The following is an 18,416-nucleotide window of genomic DNA, read 5'->3' on the forward strand; positions in this document are numbered from 1 at the left end:
TGCACCGGCCCCCGTCCTGCTGCAAAACAGCCTCCTTCCACAGCATTCGAAGACCTGATCCATGGCCCGCCCCGCGCTCAAGAATTTTCGCCGTATCGTCGTCAAGGTCGGCTCGTCGCTGCTGATCGATTCCGACGCCGGCGAGGTGCGCTCGTCCTGGTTATCAGCACTGGCCGCCGATATCGCCAAGCTGCATGGCCAGGGCCGCGACGTGCTGGTGGTTTCATCGGGCTCGATTGCGCTCGGACGCAGCCGCCTCAAGCTGCCGCGCGGGCCGTTAAAACTTGAAGAAAGCCAGGGGGCTGCGGCGGTCGGACAGATCGCGCTGGCGCGGATCTGGTCGGAAGTGCTCGGCGATCACGGCATCGGGGCCGGGCAGATCCTGGTGACGCTACAGGACACCGAGGAGCGCCGGCGCTACCTCAACGCCCGTTCGACCATCGCCAAACTGCTGGAATGGCGCGCAGTGCCCGTCATCAATGAGAACGACACCGTCGCCACCAACGAAATCCGCTACGGCGACAACGACCGCCTCGCCGCGCGCGTCGCCACCATGACGAGCGCCGATTTGCTGATCCTGCTGTCCGATATCGACGGCCTCTACGATGCGCCGCCCGGCGCCAATCCCGATGCCAAACTGGTTCCGGTCGTCGAATCCGTCACCTCGGAAATCGAGGCGATGGCGGGGGCTGCCGAATCCGAGCTGTCGCGCGGCGGCATGTACACCAAGATCGAGGCGGCGAAGATCGCGACCACCGCCGGGACGCACATGCTGATTGCGTCGGGCAAGATCGAACATCCCCTGCAGGCCATCGCCGACGGCGGACGCTGCACCTGGTTCCTGACGCCAGCCAACCCCGTCACGGCGCGAAAACGCTGGATCGCGGGTTCGCTGGAGCCCAAGGGCACGCTGACCATCGACGCCGGTGCGGTCACCGCGTTGCGCGCCGGAAAGAGCCTGCTGCCGGCCGGCGTGATCCGGATCGACGGCCAGTTCGCCCGCGGCGACGCCGTGGTGGTGCGCGGTCCCGACACCCATGAGATCGGCCGCGGCCTTGTCGCCTACGACGCCGAGGACGCCGACAAGATCAAAGGCCGCTCCTCGCCTGATGTCATGGCCATTCTGGGCATCAGCGGCCGGGCCGAGATGATCCACCGCGACGATTTGGTGGTGGGGCCGGCCGGGGCCATTCCGGCGAAATAAGCGTTTTCGGGCGAAGTGGGCACCGGTTCGCGTGAAGAAAACGCGACCAACAAAGACCTAGAGCCCAACGGGGCTCTAGGTCAATGGCCGACCTCTCCACCCTGCCCAGCCCACCAGCCATGCCGGGTCCGCACCTCGCAAATGCGGGATTTCCGTGCTAGGACATGGCCTTAACCTGATACCTGCCTGATGTTTGGGACCGCCATGACCGCGCCGCTGAAAGCCATCGACGGCAACGCCGATTTACCCGCTTTGATGACCGAACTCGCTGCCCGCGCGCGCGCAGCTGCGCGGGTGCTGGCGCTGGCTTCGCCCGAACAGAAAAACCGGGCGCTCGACGCTATCGCGTCCGCGATCCGCAGCCGTGCGCCTGATATCCTCGCTGCCAATGCCGAGGACGTCGCCGAAGTGCGCGCCGGCGGCGCGACCTCGGCCTTCATCGATCGCCTGACGCTGACGCCGGCCCGGGTCGAAGCGATGGCCGAGGGTGTCGCGACCGTGCGCGGCATTGCCGATCCGATCGGCGCCGTCACCGAAAGCTGGCAGCGCCCCAACGGCATGACCATCGAGCGCGTGCGGGTGCCGCTTGGCGTCATCGCCGTGATCTTCGAAAGCCGTCCCAACGTCGCCGCCGACGCCGGCGTGCTGTGCCTCAAGTCCGGCAACGCCGTGATCCTGCGCGGCGGCTCCGACAGTTTCCGTTCCTGCCGCGCGATCCATGATTGCCTGGTGCAGGGTCTTCGCGAAGCCGGTCTGCCCGAGGCCGCGATCACGCTGGTGCCGACCCGTGATCGTGCCGCCGTCGGCCTGCTGCTGACCGGCCTGAACGGCGGCGTCGACGTGATCGTGCCGCGCGGCGGCAAGAGCCTCGTCGCGCGCGTCGAAGCCGAAGCGCGCGTGCCGGTGTTTGCGCATCTCGAAGGCGTCAACCACGTCTATGTCGATCACACCGCCAAGCTCGAAATGGCCAAATCGATCGTGCTCAATGCCAAGATGCGCCGCCCCGGCGTTTGCGGAGCCGCCGAGACATTGCTGGTCGATCGCGCCGGTGCGTCTGTCAGCCTGAAGCCGCTGGTCGAAATGCTGATCGATGCCGGCTGCGAAGTGCGCGGCGACGCCGCCGTGCAACGCGTCGACAGCAGGGTGAAACCCGCCTCCGACGAAGACTGGGACACCGAATATGAGGACGCGATCATCGCGGCGAAAGTTGTCGATGGGCTCGATGAAGCGATCGCGCATATCCACAATCACGGCTCGCACCACACCGATGCGATCGTGACGGAAGACGCCGATGCCGCCGAGAAATTCCTGAGCGAGGTCGACTCGGCGATCGTGCTGCACAACGCATCGACGCAATTCGCCGATGGCGGCGAATTCGGCTTCGGCGCCGAGATCGGCATTGCCACCGGCAAATTCCACGCCCGCGGCCCTGTCGGCGCCGAGCAACTGACCAGTTTCAAATATCGCGTGCGCGGCACCGGGCAGACGCGGCCGTGACCTCAACAACGCTTTCGAGCAAACCCTCGCGCGCGCAGTGGCGGCATTGATGCCGCCGCAATCCGCTTCGCAAGCGATCCCGTTCCACACCAACGGCATGCGCGTTGGCCTGCTCGGCGGCTCGTTCAATCCGCCGCACACGGCGCACCGCGCCATCAGCCAGTTCGCGCTGAAGCGCCTGAAGCTCGATCGCGTCTGGTGGCTGCTGACACCGGGCAATCCGCTGAAGGATAATGGCGGGCTGCATGACCTGTCCGAACGCGCCGATGCCGCGCGGAAAGTCGCCGACGATCCGCGCATCGATATCAGCTGTCTCGAAGCTGTCATCGGCACCCGCTATACTATCGACACGATCATCCATTTGCGGCGCCGCGTCTCCGGTGTGCATTTTGTCTGGATCATGGGCGCTGATAATCTCGCGCAGTTCCATCGCTGGAAGGATTGGCGGCGCATCGCGTCCGAGGTGCCGATCGCTGTGATCGACCGCCCCCCACAGAGTTTCCGGGCGCTTGCCGCCCCTGCCGCACAGGCGCTGGCGCGGTACCGGGTGCCCGAGAATCAGGCTGCCCGGTTGGCGGAACAGCGCACGCCCGCCTGGGCGTTCCTTACCGGCATGAAACTGAACCTGTCTTCGACCGGCCTTCGGAACTCGGACGGAAGCTGGAGGACGAAGTGAGGGTGGGGTCTCACTGGAATGTTGAAACCGTTAACCCCACATGCCTAATATAGCCCGTGGACACCAAGATTCGGCGTTCGCGATACAGTGAAAGGAATGGTCCCTGGCCACATCTGTATTGTCCAAGTCTGTTTTGCCCAAGGTTTCCAAGACTTCTGCTGCAAAGCCTGCTGCAAAAACCGCGCGCAAAACATCGACCAAAGCTGCGGCCTTGAAGGCGCAACCCGACGCCGACAAGACGCTGAATATGATCCTCTCCCGCCTCGACGATATGAAGGCGGAAGAAACGGTCACCATCGACCTTCGCGGCAAATCGGCTTTTTCCGACTACATGATCGTCACCACGGGCCGGGCCAACCGGCACGTCGGCGCGATCGCGGAAAACGTCACCAAAGCCCTGAAGGAAACCGGCATCAAAGGCATTCATGTCGAGGGCTTGCCCAATTGCGACTGGGTGCTGATCGATTCCGGCGATGTGGTCGTGCACGTATTCAGACCCGAGGTGCGCGAATTCTACAATCTGGAAAGGTTGTGGACGCAAAACCCGGCGGCGGCCGAGGCGATCTGAGTTTTTGAGCCGATGCAAATCGGCTGCAGCGCATGTCGCGTGCGCGCGCCGTTGGCGCGCGAGTAAACGATTTGACGCTTTTTTTCGGCGCGGCATGCTTTGAATGAAGATCGTCGTCGTTTCAATCGGCCGGCTGAAACAGGGCCCCGAGCGGGAACTGGCCGAACGCTATCGCGAGCGCTTCGAGGACATCGGCCGCAAGCTCGGCTTTCGCGGCCTCGAGATTCATGAAATTCCGGAAAGCCGCGCGCGCGACGCGGCGACCCGGATCGCCGAAGAGGCGGCTGCGATTACTGCGCTGATCCCGGAGAAATGCGTGCTGGTGGCGCTCGACGAACGCGGCAAGAGCATCGACAGCGCAAGCTTCGCCCAGCAGATCGGCCGCTGGCGGGATGAGGCGGTCGCCAACACAATTTTCACAATCGGCGGCGCGGACGGACTTTCGCCCGATTTGCAGCGCAGAGCCAAACTGCGCATTGCGTTCGGCTCGGCGACCTGGCCGCATCAAATGGTCCGCGTCATGCTTCTGGAACAGATTTACCGGGCCGCGACGATTCTGTCGGGCCACCCCTATCACCGCGCTTAGGCACGGTAGCGTGAATAGAGAGCGCTGAATAACTGGATGCACACAACACGGGACATTCAAGTACGCCCTGACGCCATCGGCCATGTTGGTCCGTTGGCGTCGCGTGTTCCGCTTTGCGTCGTGCTGTTGTCCGCAAGCCTGATCGGTCTTTCGCTTTCGCCGGCGGCCGCGCAGGTGACGGCGCCCGCTCAGCCTGCGCCGACCCAACAGTCACCTGCCCAACAAGCCGCCGCGCCCTCCCCCGAAGCCATCAAGGAACGCGAGCAGGAACTGGAAGCCGCGCGCGAGCAGCAGAAGAAGGCCGCCGAGCTGCAGCAGAAGCTGAGAGCCGATATCGCAGCGATCGGGCAGGACCGCAGCAAGCTCAACGCGCAGTTGATCGACATCGCCGCCCAGGTGCGCGGCGTGGAAACGCGGATCGGCGACGCCGAAGCGCGGCTGCGTCCGCTCGATAGCCGGGAGCAGCAGATTCGCAGCTCCCTCGACTCGCGCCGCGCCGAGATCATCGAGGTGCTGGCGGCGCTGCAGCGTGCCGGACGGCGCACACCGCCGGCGCTGCTGGTCCGACCGGAAGACGCGCTGCAATCGCTCCGCACCGCCATGCTGCTCGGATCTGTTGTGCCCGAGCTCCGCGGTCGCGCGGAAAGATTGGCCAACGATCTCGGCGAACTCGTCGCGCTCCGCAAGACCATCGCCACCGAGCGCGATGCGCTGGCGCTCGACCGTGACAAGTTGAAAGACGATCAGATCCGGATGGCGGCGCTGGTCGAGGAGCGGCAGCGCAAGCAGAGCGCGATCGAAAAGGACATGGAAGCGGAAGCCGCCCGCGCCATCTCGCTGTCCAAACAGGTCGACAGTTTGCAGGGCCTGATCGCCAAACTGGAGCAGGACCTGAAAAGCGCCGCCAAGGCGGCCGCCACCGCCAGCCTGAAGGGGGCCCCGGTGACCCCCGGCGGCAAGCCCAATCTGGGGGCGCTGAAGGATCCTGCCCGGCTCAGCCCGGCGATCGCCTTTGCCTCCGCCAAGGGATTGTTCGCCCTGCCGGTCAATGGCCGCAAGATTCGCGATTTTGGCGGTTCCGACGGCGCGGGTGGCGTCGAAAAAGGCATTTCCTTGGCAGCCCGGGCCGGTGCCCAGGTCACAACCCCGTGTGACGGCTGGGTTGTTTACGCCGGGCCGTTCCGCAGCTACGGACAACTCTTGATCCTCAATGCCGGTGGCGGGTATCATGTCCTGATCGCCGGGATGGAGCGCATTTCGGTTAACATCGGCCAGTTTGTACTTACGGGGGAGCCGGTCGCGACCATGGGGTCGACATCCCAGGTTGCATCGATTCTCGCCACCACCGCGAGTCAACCCGTGCTCTATGTTGAGTTCCGTAAGGACGGCACTCCAATCGATCCAGGCCCATGGTGGGCCGCAAATGAAGGCGAAAAGGTTCGCGGATGATGCGCAAGACTTCAGTAATTCTCCTCAGCGCCGCCACCGGCGCAGCATTGACGCTCTTCGTGACGCAGCCTCGTTCTGTGCTGATGGGATCGGTCGCGCGTGCGGCGACCTCGGACACCTATCGCCAGCTCAATCTGTTCGGCGATGTGTTCGAGCGCGTGCGCAGCGACTACGTCGAGAAGCCAGACGATTCCAAGCTGGTCGAGTCCGCCATCTCGGGCATGCTGGCCGGTCTCGATCCGCATTCCAGCTACATGGACGCCAAGAGCTTCCGCGACATGCAGGTGCAGACCCGCGGTGAGTTCGGCGGCCTCGGCATCGAAGTCACGATGGAAGACGGTCTGATCAAGGTCGTGTCCCCGATCGACGACACGCCGGCGTCGAAGGCCGGCATCATGGCCAACGACATCATCACCAATCTCGACGACGAAGCCGTGCAGGGTCTCACCCTCAACCAGGCCGTCGAGAAGATGCGCGGGCCGGTCAACACCAAGATCCGGCTCAAGATCATCCGCAAGGGCCAGGACAATCCGATCGAAGTCACGCTGGTGCGCGACAATATCCGCGTCCGTTCGGTGCGCGCCCGCGTCGAACAGGACGACATCGCCTATATCCGCATCACGACCTTCAACGAGCAGACCACCGAGGGCCTCAAGCGCGAGATCGGCAATCTGACGAATCAGATCGGCGCCGACAAGCTGAAGGGCTTCATCATCGACATGCGCAACAACCCCGGCGGCTTGCTGGAGGAAGCGGTGACGGTTTCCGACACCTTCCTCGAGCGCGGCGAGATCGTCTCGACCCGCGGCCGCAATGCCGAGGAAACCCAGCGCCGCGCCGCGCATGTCGGCGACCTGACAAAGGGCAAGCCGGTGATCGTGCTGATCAACGGTGGCTCCGCCTCCGCTTCCGAAATCGTGGCGGGTGCGCTGCAGGACCACAAGCGCGCGACGCTGATCGGTACCCGCTCGTTCGGCAAAGGCTCGGTCCAGACCATCATCCCGCTCGGCAGCGGCAACGGCGCGCTGCGTCTGACCACCGCGCGCTATTACACGCCGTCGGGCAAATCGATCCAGGCCAAAGGCATCGTTCCCGATATCGAGGTGCTGCAGGACGTCCCTGACGAGCTGAAGTCGCGTACCGACACCAAGGGCGAAGCCTCGCTCCGCGGCCATCTGAAGAACGACGGCGACGAGAAGACCGGCTCGCAATCCTACGTGCCGCCGGACGCCAAGGACGACAAGGCGCTGAAGACCGCGGCCGACCTGCTGCACGGCATCAAGTCCACCGCGGCGCCCGCGACCGGCGACAAGGCGGCGATCGACAAGCCCGCCACCAAGGCGGCGAACTGATCGAACCACGCCAATTCCCGTGAAAAGGGCGGCCTTCGGGCCGCCCTTTTTGTTGCCGGTGCCAGATCCCTGTTTTGACGCGTTTTCTACCGCAGATAAGTCTACGCAATCTGCGCAAGCTCGATTGCTACGCGAACCGGGTCCCACTTCGCTCGAAAACGCTAGATCCCCGCGCCATCCCTGGGTGGACGGCTTTTGAGCGGGTCGCGAGCGCTCGAATCAGGTCCATCGTGGTATCGTCGGCGTGGTTGATTCGGGGAGGTTCATGACGGAAACGGCCGACGAGCTGAGCACGCCGCTCGGACAGGACACCAAGCGCAAGAAGCGCCGGTTCCGGCTGCCGTTCACCGCGATGCAGGCGCTGGCCGTCCTGCTCGGCCTGTTCCTGGTCGGCTTTGCCACCATCGCCCTGTTTACGGACAATCCTTTTGGCGGCGAGCCGGTCGCGCACGTCGCCATGCGCAAGACGCCCGTGGCTGACGAGAAAGCCACCGCGGCCGCGTCCGGTCCCGCCGGGCAGGCTGCGACATCCGCGCCCAAACAGGCTGCGGCCGGCGAGAACAAGACCGTCACCATCATCGACGGATCCAGCGGCAAGCGGCAGGACGTCGTGATCGGCGGCGATGCCGGCAACAAGAACGATGCCGAGACAGCGCCCGCAACTGCGATGGCCGGCATCGATCCGCGCCTGTTGGAGAAGTCGCGCTACGGCATGATTCCGGTGGTTGCCGACGGCCTGAAGCCGTTTACGGTCTATGCCGCCGACGCCGACCGCGCCAAGGCCGCCAAAATGCCGGTGATCGCCATCGTCGTCGGGGGCCTCGGTGTCGGCGCCGCCAAGACGGTTGATGCCATCATGAAGTTGCCGCCCGCCGTGACGCTGGCGTTCACGCCCTACGGAGCCGACCCGACGAAACTCGCCGAGCGCGCGCGGGCGCAACGCCACGAGATCCTGCTGCAGGTCCCGATGGAGCCGTTCGATTATCCCGACAACGATCCCGGCCCGCAGACCCTGCTGACGACACTGGCGCCCGAGCAGAATATCGACCGTCTGCATTGGCATATGAGCCGGATCCAGGGCTATGCGGGGATCGCCAACTTCATGGGCGCGCGCTTCGTGGCGACGGACGCCGTGATGCAGCCGATCATCCGCGAGGCGGCCAAGCGCGGCCTCGGCTATCTCGATGACGGCTCCACCCCGCGCAGCGCCGCCCCCGCATTGGCGGCGGGGCAGGCGATACCCTTCACCAAGGCCGATTTCACCATCGACGCGGTGCCGACCTCGGCCGAGATCGACCGGACGCTGCTCAAGCTCGAAACCCTGGCCAAGGAACGCGGCCTGGCCGTCGGCGTCGCCTCTGCCCTGCCGATTTCGATCGAGCGGCTCGCCGCCTGGATCAAGACGCTCGAGACCCGCGGCATCCTGCTTGTGCCATTGACAACGGCGATGCTGAAATCAAAATCAGGCTAGGGATCAACCTGATGGGGCCAATCCGGCATTGCCGGATTCCGCCCGCCTGCTCGCTCGAATTGTGTGTAGGAAACCTGCAAGGAAAATCGACGGAATGGCGCGCTACGAAGACCTGCCTTACCGGACATGCGTCGGCATGATGCTGATCAACGCAGCGGGGCTGGTCTTCATCGGTCGCCGCGCCGGAGGCATCGAGCATGTCGACGAAACGCACGTCTGGCAGATGCCGCAAGGCGGCGTCGATCCCGGCGAGGACACCTGGGCGGCGGCCAAGCGCGAGCTCTATGAGGAAACCAGCGTTCGATCGGTGGAGAAACTCGGCGAGATCGCCGACTGGCTGATCTACGACATTCCGCGCACCGTGGCCGGCCGTACCTGGAAGGGCCGCTACCGCGGGCAGCGCCAGAAATGGTTCGCGGTCCGCTTCACCGGCAAGGACAGCGAGATCAATGTCGCGAGCCCCGGCGGCGGCCACAAGGCCGAGTTCATCAGTTGGCGCTGGGAGCCGATGAAGAACCTGCCGAGCCTGATCGTGCCGTTCAAGCGGCCGGTCTATGAGCGCGTGGTGAAGGAATTTTCCGGCCTCGCGGGCTTGTAGTTGTCTAGTTTTGACGCGTTTTCTCAACGCGAACCAGTGCCCACTTCGCTCGAGAACGCCATGTCAGACAAACCCTACCGCCCCAATGTCGGGATCGCCTTGTTCAACGCCGCCGGTCAGGTGCTGATCGGCCGGCGCTTCCGCGACGATGGACCCGAGATCATCCTCCCCGGCCTTGAATGGCAGATGCCGCAGGGTGGCATCGACGCTAACGAGAACCCGCGCGATGCCGTGATGCGCGAACTCTGGGAGGAGACCGGCGCGGTCAGCGCCGAGCATCTCGCTGAAACCGACTGGATGACGTACGAATTTCCGCCCTATGACGGTCCTCCCTCGCATCGCCTCGCCAAGTTCCGCGGCCAACGGCAGAAATGGTTCGCGCTGCGCTACACCGGGCGCGACGACGAGATCGACCCGCTGACGCCGCGCAACGGGCAGCCGGCCGAATTCGACCAATGGCGCTGGGAACGGCTCGACCGCGTTGCCGGTCTCGTGGTGCCGTTCCGGCGCGAGGTGTACATGGCCGTCGCCACGGTGTTCGCTCGATTTGCAGCCGCGCCTACTTGAGAAAGTGCCTATGCCGATCCGTGCAGTATTTTTCGACGTTGGCGAGACGCTGATCGACGAAACGCGCCTGCTCCACGGCTGGGCCGACACCATGGGCGTCGATCGGGCCGAGTTTCTGGCCGTGCTCGACGATATCATCGCCAAAGGCGAAAATTACCGCCTGATCTTCGAGCGGCTGCGGCCGGGTTTTGACGTCCGCGCCGCCGCCGCCGAGCGCAAGCAAACCGGAACTGATTTCAGGATTGAAGCGCGCGATCTCTACGCCGACGCCAAGCCCTGCCTGTCCGAACTGACGCAAGACGGCTGGTTTGTCGGTATCGCCGGCAATCAGCCGCCCACGGCCAAGGCGGCGCTCGAGTCGTTCGGGCTGGAGGCCAGATTGATCACGACCTCGGCGGAGCTCGGTGTCGACAAGCCTTCGCTTGATTTCTATCGCAAGACCCTCGCCAAGACCCGCGCATTGTCCGAGTTCGATCCAGCCGAAGTGCTTTATGTCGGTGACCGTCTCGATAACGACGTCATTCCGGCACGGAATTTTGGCATGAAGACTGCCTTACTTGAACGCGGCCCTTGGGGCCGCAACCATGTACGCTGGCCCGATGCCGCGCTCGCCGATTTCATACTGAAAGATCTGGCCGGATTGCCGGCCATGCTGCGCGGGACGAAGCGCCAGAGCTGATATCGGCCGCTAATTGGGCCCGACCGTAAACGGCCCGATCGCGACAACGCGACAATCGCTGTCGCGCTTGGCACAGTCGCTGAGGGCTTCGTTGACTGCGGCTTGCTCACTGGCTTGCTTCAATCCCAGACCAGGCCGCCTGGCGGCGCCTACGGCGACCGCGCTCCATCCACTCGCGGCATCGGCAAGTCTGCGCGTTTCCTCTTCGTCCTCGGCCATCAGGCGGCTGTAGCCGGCAATATCGGCTGCAAAAATCGCCGCGATCTTGCGCTTCATAAAAAAAAGCCCCGAACCACGTTTTGGTACGGGAGAATGCCGTTAGTAGTTCCCGGGCGCAACTATAGCGGCTCCCCGGACAGCCGGGGTGGCTCTCGAAGGAAATACTTCCGCAAAAAATTCAGCGCCCGTCACGGTGTGACGAGCGCTGGTGTTATCAGGGGCCTTCATTGCGCCCCGGAGCGGGACCCCGGGGCTTAATGCATCGCCGTGGAGCTGATCTGATGCTCGATGCTCTTGAAGTGATCGAGCCGCTCGATCGCGTGGTCGAGTTCGGAGCCTTCCTTCTCGGCGAGCTTGGCTTCCATCTCGGCAATCGTCTCGGCGAACTGGGCCCGATCGATGTCCTGAATCGAGGTGGCAACGTCGGCCAGCACGGTCAGGCCCTTCTCCGACATTTCGGCGAGACCGCCGAGCACGATCATCTTCTGATGCGTGCCGCCGGAGGTGATGGTCAGGATGCCGGGACGGACCGCCGCCACAACCGGCGCATGGCCGGCCAGCACGCCGAAATCGCCTTCCACGCCGGGGACGTCAACCTGATCGACCTCGCCGGAGAAGGAGAGTTTTTCGGGGGAAACCAGATCGAAGTGGAAGGTGGCCATGGATCTTTCCGTTCTTTCCGCTGTCATCCGCGGGCTTGACCCGCGGGTCCATCAGCAAAAACTTTGTCGTGATGGATTGCCGGGTCAAGCCCGGCAATGACACATCAAGCTTAGGCTGCCTCGGCAGCCAGCTTCTTGCCCTTCTCGACGGCTTCTTCAATGTTGCCGACCATGTAGAACGCCGCTTCCGGCAGATGGTCGTACTTGCCTTCGCACAATCCGCGGAAGCCCTTGATGGTGTCGGCGAGGTCGACGAACTTGCCGGGCGAGCCGGTGAACACTTCGGCGACATGGAACGGCTGCGACAGGAAGCGCTCGATCTTGCGGGCGCGGGCAACCGCGATCTTGTCCTCTTCGGAGAGTTCGTCCATGCCGAGAATGGCGATGATGTCCTGCAGCGACTTGTAGCGCTGCAACACCTGCTGAACCATACGCGCGGTCTCATAGTGCTCCTGACCGACGACCAGCGGGGACAGCATGCGCGAGGTCGAGTCGAGCGGATCCACCGCCGGATAGATGCCCTTTTCCGAGATCGCGCGGTTGAGCACCGTGGTCGCGTCCAAATGGGCGAACGAGGTCGCGGGTGCCGGGTCGGTCAAATCGTCGGCCGGCACGTAGATCGCCTGCACCGAGGTGATCGAGCCCTTGTGCGTGGTGGTGATGCGTTCCTGCAGCGCGCCCATGTCGGTGGCGAGCGTCGGCTGGTAACCCACCGCCGAAGGAATACGACCCAAGAGCGCCGACACTTCCGAGCCTGCCTGGGTGAAGCGGAAGATGTTGTCGACGAAGAACAGCACGTCCTGGCCCTGATCGCGGAAATGCTCGGCGACGGTCAGGCCGGTGAGGCCGACGCGGGCGCGGGCGCCCGGGGGTTCGTTCATCTGGCCGAACACCAGCGCGCATTTCGACTTCACGCTCGGATCGGGATTGTGCGGATCGGCGTTGACCTTCGACTCGATGAACTCGTGATAGAGGTCGTTGCCTTCGCGGGTACGCTCGCCGACGCCGGCGAACACCGAGTAACCGCCGTGCGCCTTCGCGACGTTGTTGATCAGTTCCTGAATCAGCACGGTCTTGCCGACGCCGGCGCCGCCGAACAGGCCGATCTTGCCGCCCTTGGCGTAGGGCGCCAAGAGGTCGACGACCTTGATGCCGGTGACGAGAATTTCAGCTTCGGTGGACTGGTCGGTATAGCTCGGCGCTTCCGCATGGATCGGCCGCATGCCTTCCGACACCACCGGACCGGCTTCATCGATCGGTTCGCCGATCACGTTGATGATGCGGCCGAGCGTGCCGGCACCGACCGGCACCATGATCGGCGCGCCAGTATCGGTAACCTCACCGCCGCGGACCAGGCCCTCGGTGGTGTCCATGGCGATGGTACGCACCGTGGATTCGCCGAGATGCTGGGCGACTTCAAGCACCAGACGGTTGCCATTGTTGGTGGTCTCAATCGCGTTCAGAATGGCGGGCAGATGCCCTTCGAACTGCACGTCGACGACGGCGCCGATGACCTGGACGATGTGTCCGGTCTGGTTTGCTGGTGCTGCGGCCATAAAACTCTCTCCTTCGAATTCTGTCTCTGGAAGTCCGTCAGGGTGTCGCGCGAATGGCTAGAGTGCCTCGGCGCCGGAGATGATTTCGATCAGCTCCTTGGTGATCTGGGCCTGACGGGTGCGGTTGTAGATAAGGGTCTGCTTGCGGATCATATCGCCGGCGTTGCGGGTGGCGTTGTCCATCGCGCTCATCTGCGCGCCGTAGAACGAAGCGTTGTTTTCCAGCAGCGCGCGGAAAATCTGCACCGCGAGATTGCGCGGCAACAGGCGCGTCAGGATCTCGTCTTCTTCCGGCTCATATTCGTAGGACGTCGACGGACCGGCATTCGCGGCCGGCGCTTCAACCACCAGCGGGATGATCTGCTGCGCGGTCGGGATCTGGGAGATCACGGATTTGAAGCGCGAATAGAACAGCGTGCAGACGTCGAATTCGCCGGCGTCAAAACGCGCCAGGACCTTCCTGGCGATGTCTTCTGCATTGATGAAGCCGAGCTGACGCACCGATTTCAGGTCGAGATGTTCGACGATCTGCTTGTCGAACTGGCGGCGGAGCTGCTCGTAGCCCTTGCGGCCGACGCAGAAAAATTTGACCTCTTTGCCCTGGGCGATCAGCGACAGCGCGCGTTCGCGCGCTAGACGGACGATCGACGAATTGAAGGCACCCGACAGACCGCGCTCGCCGGTGCAAACCAGCAGCAGATGAACCTGATCGTTACCGGTACCGGCCAACAGCGCCGGCGCGCCGGGCGAACCCGCGGCTGCGGTTGCGATGTTCGAGATCACCGCGTCCATTTTTTCCGCGTAGGGCCGTGCCGCTTCGGCGGCGGTCTGCGCGCGGCGCAGCTTGGAGGCTGCGACCATCTGCATGGCCTTGGTGATCTTCTGCGTCGCCTTGGTGGAGGCGATGCGGACCCGCATGTCTTTCAGTGAAGCCATTCTTAGTTCACCCTTGCGACCTGCTTTTCAGCCCGGCCGCGAACCCCTCGTTGGTCATGCCCGGCCTCGTGCCGGGCATCCACGTCTTGTCTTTTCTCCACGCCAAAAGACGTGGATGGCGTAGGAACTCGTTTCACGAGTTCCGTCTTCGATTTAGTTTGCGCAAGTCGGGTAAACCCGACTTGCGACGACAAGCCCGGCCATGACGAATTATGCAAGCGTCTTGGAGAAACTCTCGACAACCGCCTTCAGCTTGCCCGCGGTGTCGTCGCTGAGATCGCGAGTTTCGCGGATGCTGTTGAGGATCTCGACGTTCTTGCCGCGCAGCAGCGACAGCAGGCCGTCTTCGAAAGGACGCACCTTGTTGAGCGGAAGCGCATCAAGATAGCCGTTGGTGCCGGCCCAGATCACGCAGACCTGCTCTTCCATCTTCAGCGGCGAGAACTGCGGCTGCTTCAGGAGTTCGGTCAGGCGCGAACCGCGGTTCAAGAGGCGCTGTGTCGAGGCGTCGAGGTCGGAACCGAACTGCGCGAACGCCGCCATTTCGCGGTACTGCGCCAGCTCACCCTTGATCTTGCCGGCGACCTTTTTCATCGCCTTGGTCTGCGCCGACGATCCGACGCGCGACACCGACAGACCGACGTTCACAGCCGGACGGATGCCCTGGAAGAACAGGTCGGTTTCCAGGAAGATCTGACCGTCGGTAATTGAAATCACGTTGGTGGGAATGTAGGCCGACACGTCGTTGGCCTGGGTCTCAATGACCGGCAGCGCGGTCAGCGAACCCGAACCCTGGTCCTTGTTGAGCTTGGCGGCGCGCTCGAGCAGGCGGGAATGCAGGTAGAACACGTCGCCGGGATAGGCTTCGCGGCCGGGCGGGCGGCGCAGCAGCAGCGACATCTGACGGTAGGCGACGGCCTGCTTGGACAAATCGTCATAGATGATGACGGCGTGCATGCCGTTGTCGCGGAAATATTCACCCATGGTGCAGCCGGTGAACGGTGCGATGTACTGCATCGGCGCCGGATCGGAAGCGGTGGCCGCAACGATGATCGAGTATTCCAGTGCGCCCTGCTCTTCGAGCACCTTCACGAACTGGGCGACGGTGGAGCGCTTCTGGCCGATCGCGACATACACGCAATACAGCTTGATGTTCTCGTCCGGCTGCGCGTTGAGCGGCTTCTGGTTCAGAATGGTGTCGAGCGCGATCGCGGTCTTGCCGGTCTGGCGGTCGCCGATGATCAGCTCGCGCTGGCCACGGCCGACCGGGATCAGCGCATCGATCGCCTTGAGGCCGGTCGCCATCGGCTCGTTGACCGACTTGCGCGGAATGATGCCGGGCGCCTTGACGTCGACGCGCTTGCGTTCGGTGGCCTGGATCGGGCCCTTGCCGTCGATCGGGTTGCCGAGCGCGTCGACGACGCGGCCGAGCAGGCCCTTGCCGACGGGCGTATCGACGATGGCGCGGGTGCGCTTGACGGTCTGGCCTTCCTTGATCTCGCGGTCGGCGCCGAAGATCACGATACCGACGTTGTCGGTTTCGAGGTTGAGCGCCATGCCGCGGGTGCCGTTCTCGAACTCGACCATCTCACCGGCCTGGACGTTGTCGAGGCCGTAGACGCGGGCAATGCCGTCGCCGACGGACAACACCTGTCCGACTTCGGTAACTTCAGCCTCTTGGCCGAAATTCTTGATCTGGTCCTTGAGGATCGCGGAAATTTCCGCGGCGCGGATGTCCATCAGCCTGCCTCTTTCATCGCGTGCTTGATCGAATTGAGTTTGGTGCGAAGCGAACTATCCACCATGCGGCTGCCGAGCTTGACCACCAAGCCGCCGATAATAGAGGGATCGACTTTCACGTTGAGCGCGACGTCCTTGCCCGTCACTGATTTCAGTGCGGTCTTGAGAGCGTCGAGATTCTTGTCGCTGAGCGCTTCGGCGACGGTGACGTCTGCCGTAGCTTCGCCCTTGAACTTCGCCACCAGCGCGCGGAAGGCGCGGATCACGTCGCCGACGGCGAACAGCCGGCGATTGGCGGTCAGGACTTTGAGGAATTTGGCAGAAGTGCCCGAAATTCCGGCCTTGTCGAGAATCGCGGTGAGCGCCTTCGACTGCGCATCTGCCGAGAATACCGGACTGCGGACCAGGCGCTTCAAATCAGCGCTGTCGGCCAGCATGGCCTCGAATCTATCGAGATCGGCTTTTACCGCGTCGATCGATTTCTCGTCGCGCGCCAACTCGAACAAGGCCGTTGCATAACGGCCTGACACTCCCGAAACGGACGGATCTTCAGCAGCCACAGAGACGCTCTTTTTTGCTGTCAAACTCGCAAGGGAAAAACCGTCGCCACGAAAGCGGCGCCTAGCGATCCAAGCCCTTGGAATTCAAGCGGGACTTCGATTTTCGACCGGCACGAGAGGTGCCGGGATCGTTAAAATCGCGGCTTTGCTAACATAGCAAGCGCGCAGGTGCAACATGACGGCGCGCGCGGGCGATGCCTTGTCGCACGACTATTTTAGTTGGCCTCTAATCCAATTTTCCAAGGTCAGTTTCCAGGTCAGTTTTTTTGCGCCAGTTCGCAGCGAAACAGCCGTCACGATTTTGCCGCCACGAACCCGCGCCGGCACGGCGCGTCAGCGACAAGCTCAAACGTTCCGCCCGTATTTGCATGGGCGCCATGTATCTCCGGAACAACCCGAATCCGGTTCCACGCCGTTTACTTGCCGTAACGGCGCGAACACTAACGAACACTTAACTCATCAGTAACTCCAAGTATTGGAGTGGTTAAAAATTCGTTAAAGCAATGTATTAATAACTACCATTCGATTAGTTGATCTTGGTAACAAGATATGTCAGCGGGAGAGAAACGAGGATTACTGCCCAATTCATGCCTCATTGCCTAATCAAACGGCCATCTCACACACGGGAACGGGGGTTCCACTTGTCACATTTGTGGCAATACTGTCTGAGGGATTATTTATATGTTGAATACGAAGAACCTGCTGCCGGGAACTCTCGTCCGGTCGCGTACAGCGTTCGCTTTGATTGCCGCAACTCTCCTGGCCGGTGGCAGCATTACCGAAGCTTCGGCCAAATCCAGGCACCACCGTCACCACCATCACCATTCCCACCACGCCCAAAAGGCCAAGAGCAACTGGCAGGACGCCAACGCCTCGATCGGCTCAGGCACCGGCCGCAGCTTCTCGGGCATGGCTTCCTTTTACGGCAATGAATCCGGCAGCAAGACCGCGTCCGGCCAGCGCTTCAACCAGAACGCCATGACCGCGGCCCACCGCAGCCTGCCGTTCGGCACCAAGCTCCGGGTGACCCATGGCGGCCGCAGCGTCATCGTCACCATCAACGACCGCGGCCCGTTCATTAAGGGGCGCGTGCTCGACCTTTCGACCGGCGCTGCCAGCGCGGTCGGACTGACCCGCGCCAAGGGCATCGGCCGCATCACCGCCGAGGTCGTCTCCTAAGCGCTGATCGAGCGCCGTTTCCGGTTCAACAGACGAGGTAAGCGTTGCGTAGCGTAACGTTCGCGGAATCTTTCACGCACCGATAAGAGCCTGCCGTCGCAAATGACGGCAGGCTTTTTATTTGGCCGTGCCCGACTTGCTACCTCGCCCACGCGGCGCGCAGCCACTCTGGCCACCACGGTGGCAGGAGGATCGTGCTAGGTTTCCGAAGGCAACAATCGCATAGCCCTCCGCAGCCCTTGAACCAGCACTGACGAGATCGATCATGAGCCAGATCAAAACCGTCGAACAACTGAGAAATGTTCTTCCCGAACCCCGGGCGACCACCAAGGCCAAGATCGCCCCCTATCTCGACGAACAGGCGATCGACTTCCTGCAAACGTGCCCGTTTGGGCTGATGGCCACGGCCGGCCGCGACGGGCCGATCGAGGTCTCTCCGAAAGGCGACGAGCCCGGGTTTGTCCGCGTCGAAAATGAAACAACGGTTCTGCTTCCGGAACGGGCGGGCAACAACCTTGCGTTCGGCCTGCAGAACATCATCGAGACCGGCCGGATCGGGATGATTTTCCTGCGACCCCGGACCGGCGAGACGCTGCGGCTCTCGGGCCGGGCCGAGATCTTTGACGATGCCGAACTGCTGGCGACACTTGGCAAGGAAGGCCGCCCGGCGCTGCTGGCGATCCGGATCCACATCGAACGCAGCTATTTCCACTGCGCGCGCTCGGTGCTCCGGTCGAAGCTCTGGCAACCCGAGCATTGGCCGGAGCCCAAGCGCATCTCGTTCGGAAAAGTCTTCGCGGCGAGGGCCGGCGCCGACGAGGATCAAGCGGCGAAAATCGATGCCTTTGTCGAGCAGGGATACACGACCAATCTGTGGTCGAACGGCTGACGTAGACTGCCACCCGCCAATGATGGGC

Annotated in this window: 19 protein-coding genes; 13 read left to right on the plus strand and 6 right to left on the minus strand. The window is 63.1% G+C overall.

What is annotated here, in order from left to right:
* The first annotated feature begins 61 nt into the window (after positions 1–61).
* The 11 genes from proB to ABIE49_RS20360 all read left to right on the plus strand — a co-directional run bounded on the left by proB (position 62) and on the right by ABIE49_RS20360 (position 10,647).
* Positions 62–1,204: a glutamate 5-kinase gene (gene proB / locus ABIE49_RS20310; protein WP_192739047.1), complete on the plus strand. Its 1,143-nt coding sequence runs from the start codon at positions 62–64 to the stop codon at positions 1,202–1,204.
* Between the two features lie 204 nt (positions 1,205–1,408).
* Positions 1,409–2,701, plus strand: coding sequence for a glutamate-5-semialdehyde dehydrogenase (locus ABIE49_RS20315; protein WP_192739046.1), 1,293 nt, complete (start codon positions 1,409–1,411; stop codon positions 2,699–2,701).
* Between the two features lie 49 nt (positions 2,702–2,750).
* Positions 2,751–3,377, plus strand: a complete 627-nt coding sequence (locus ABIE49_RS20320) for a nicotinate-nucleotide adenylyltransferase (protein WP_192739045.1) — start codon at positions 2,751–2,753, stop codon at positions 3,375–3,377.
* A 211-nt stretch (positions 3,378–3,588) separates the two neighbouring features.
* Positions 3,589–3,945, plus strand: a complete 357-nt coding sequence (gene rsfS / locus ABIE49_RS20325; protein ID WP_192739152.1) for a ribosome silencing factor — start codon at positions 3,589–3,591, stop codon at positions 3,943–3,945.
* A 103-nt stretch (positions 3,946–4,048) separates the two neighbouring features.
* Complete coding sequence (gene rlmH / locus ABIE49_RS20330; RefSeq protein ID WP_192739044.1) at positions 4,049–4,531, plus strand: 23S rRNA (pseudouridine(1915)-N(3))-methyltransferase RlmH; 483 nt, start codon at positions 4,049–4,051, stop codon at positions 4,529–4,531.
* A 36-nt stretch (positions 4,532–4,567) separates the two neighbouring features.
* Positions 4,568–5,980 (plus strand): murein hydrolase activator EnvC family protein, encoded by a 1,413-nt coding sequence (locus tag ABIE49_RS20335; RefSeq protein WP_192739043.1) that lies wholly within the window; start codon positions 4,568–4,570, stop codon positions 5,978–5,980.
* A complete protein-coding gene (locus ABIE49_RS20340; protein ID WP_192739042.1) occupies positions 5,977–7,332 on the plus strand; it encodes a S41 family peptidase in 1,356 nt (451 codons plus the stop codon). The genes ABIE49_RS20335 and ABIE49_RS20340 overlap by 4 nt, the downstream gene beginning before the upstream one ends.
* A 265-nt stretch (positions 7,333–7,597) precedes the next feature.
* Positions 7,598–8,803: a divergent polysaccharide deacetylase family protein gene (locus ABIE49_RS20345; RefSeq protein ID WP_192739041.1), complete on the plus strand. Its 1,206-nt coding sequence runs from the start codon at positions 7,598–7,600 to the stop codon at positions 8,801–8,803.
* Positions 8,804–8,897: 94 nt separating this feature from the next.
* On the plus strand, positions 8,898–9,401 hold the full coding sequence (locus tag ABIE49_RS20350) for an RNA pyrophosphohydrolase (protein WP_192739040.1): 504 nt from the start codon (positions 8,898–8,900) through the stop codon (positions 9,399–9,401).
* 60 nt (positions 9,402–9,461) lie between these two features.
* Positions 9,462–9,968, plus strand: coding sequence for an RNA pyrophosphohydrolase (locus tag ABIE49_RS20355; RefSeq protein ID WP_192739039.1), 507 nt, complete (start codon positions 9,462–9,464; stop codon positions 9,966–9,968).
* Between the two features lie 10 nt (positions 9,969–9,978).
* Complete coding sequence (locus tag ABIE49_RS20360; protein ID WP_192739038.1) at positions 9,979–10,647, plus strand: HAD family hydrolase; 669 nt, start codon at positions 9,979–9,981, stop codon at positions 10,645–10,647.
* 9 nt (positions 10,648–10,656) lie between these two features.
* Here the strand turns inward: ABIE49_RS20360 and ABIE49_RS20365 are convergent, their stop codons facing one another.
* The 6 genes from ABIE49_RS20365 to ABIE49_RS20390 form a co-directional block, all read right to left on the minus strand.
* Positions 10,657–10,923 (minus strand): hypothetical protein, encoded by a 267-nt coding sequence (locus tag ABIE49_RS20365; RefSeq protein ID WP_502915916.1) that lies wholly within the window; start codon positions 10,921–10,923, stop codon positions 10,657–10,659.
* A 197-nt stretch (positions 10,924–11,120) separates the two neighbouring features.
* Positions 11,121–11,528, minus strand: a complete 408-nt coding sequence (locus ABIE49_RS20370) for a F0F1 ATP synthase subunit epsilon (RefSeq protein WP_192739037.1) — start codon at positions 11,526–11,528, stop codon at positions 11,121–11,123.
* A 110-nt stretch (positions 11,529–11,638) separates the two neighbouring features.
* On the minus strand, positions 11,639–13,084 hold the full coding sequence (gene atpD, locus ABIE49_RS20375; protein ID WP_192739036.1) for a F0F1 ATP synthase subunit beta: 1,446 nt from the start codon (positions 13,082–13,084) through the stop codon (positions 11,639–11,641).
* 57 nt (positions 13,085–13,141) lie between these two features.
* Positions 13,142–14,020, minus strand: a complete 879-nt coding sequence (locus ABIE49_RS20380; RefSeq protein ID WP_192739035.1) for a F0F1 ATP synthase subunit gamma — start codon at positions 14,018–14,020, stop codon at positions 13,142–13,144.
* Positions 14,021–14,230: 210 nt separating this feature from the next.
* Positions 14,231–15,760 (minus strand): F0F1 ATP synthase subunit alpha, encoded by a 1,530-nt coding sequence (gene atpA, locus ABIE49_RS20385; protein ID WP_192739034.1) that lies wholly within the window; start codon positions 15,758–15,760, stop codon positions 14,231–14,233.
* Positions 15,760–16,320 carry a F0F1 ATP synthase subunit delta gene (locus ABIE49_RS20390; RefSeq protein ID WP_192739033.1) on the minus strand — a complete coding sequence of 187 codons (561 nt, stop codon included), beginning with the start codon at positions 16,318–16,320 and terminating at the stop codon, positions 15,760–15,762. Before ABIE49_RS20390 ends, atpA begins: the two co-directional genes overlap by 1 nt.
* A gap of 681 nt (positions 16,321–17,001) precedes the next feature.
* Between ABIE49_RS20390 and ABIE49_RS20395 the strand changes: the two genes are divergently transcribed.
* The gene (locus ABIE49_RS20395; protein WP_192739032.1) at positions 17,002–17,499 is read left to right on the plus strand and encodes a septal ring lytic transglycosylase RlpA family protein; all 498 of its coding nucleotides are present in this window, start codon (positions 17,002–17,004) and stop codon (positions 17,497–17,499) included.
* A 265-nt stretch (positions 17,500–17,764) separates the two neighbouring features.
* A complete protein-coding gene (locus ABIE49_RS20400; RefSeq protein ID WP_192739031.1) occupies positions 17,765–18,388 on the plus strand; it encodes an MSMEG_1061 family FMN-dependent PPOX-type flavoprotein in 624 nt (207 codons plus the stop codon).
* The last annotated feature ends 28 nt before the right edge of the window (positions 18,389–18,416 follow it).

This window comes from Bradyrhizobium sp. OAE829 (assembly GCF_040546575.1).
Lineage (GTDB): Bacteria > Pseudomonadota > Alphaproteobacteria > Rhizobiales > Xanthobacteraceae > Bradyrhizobium.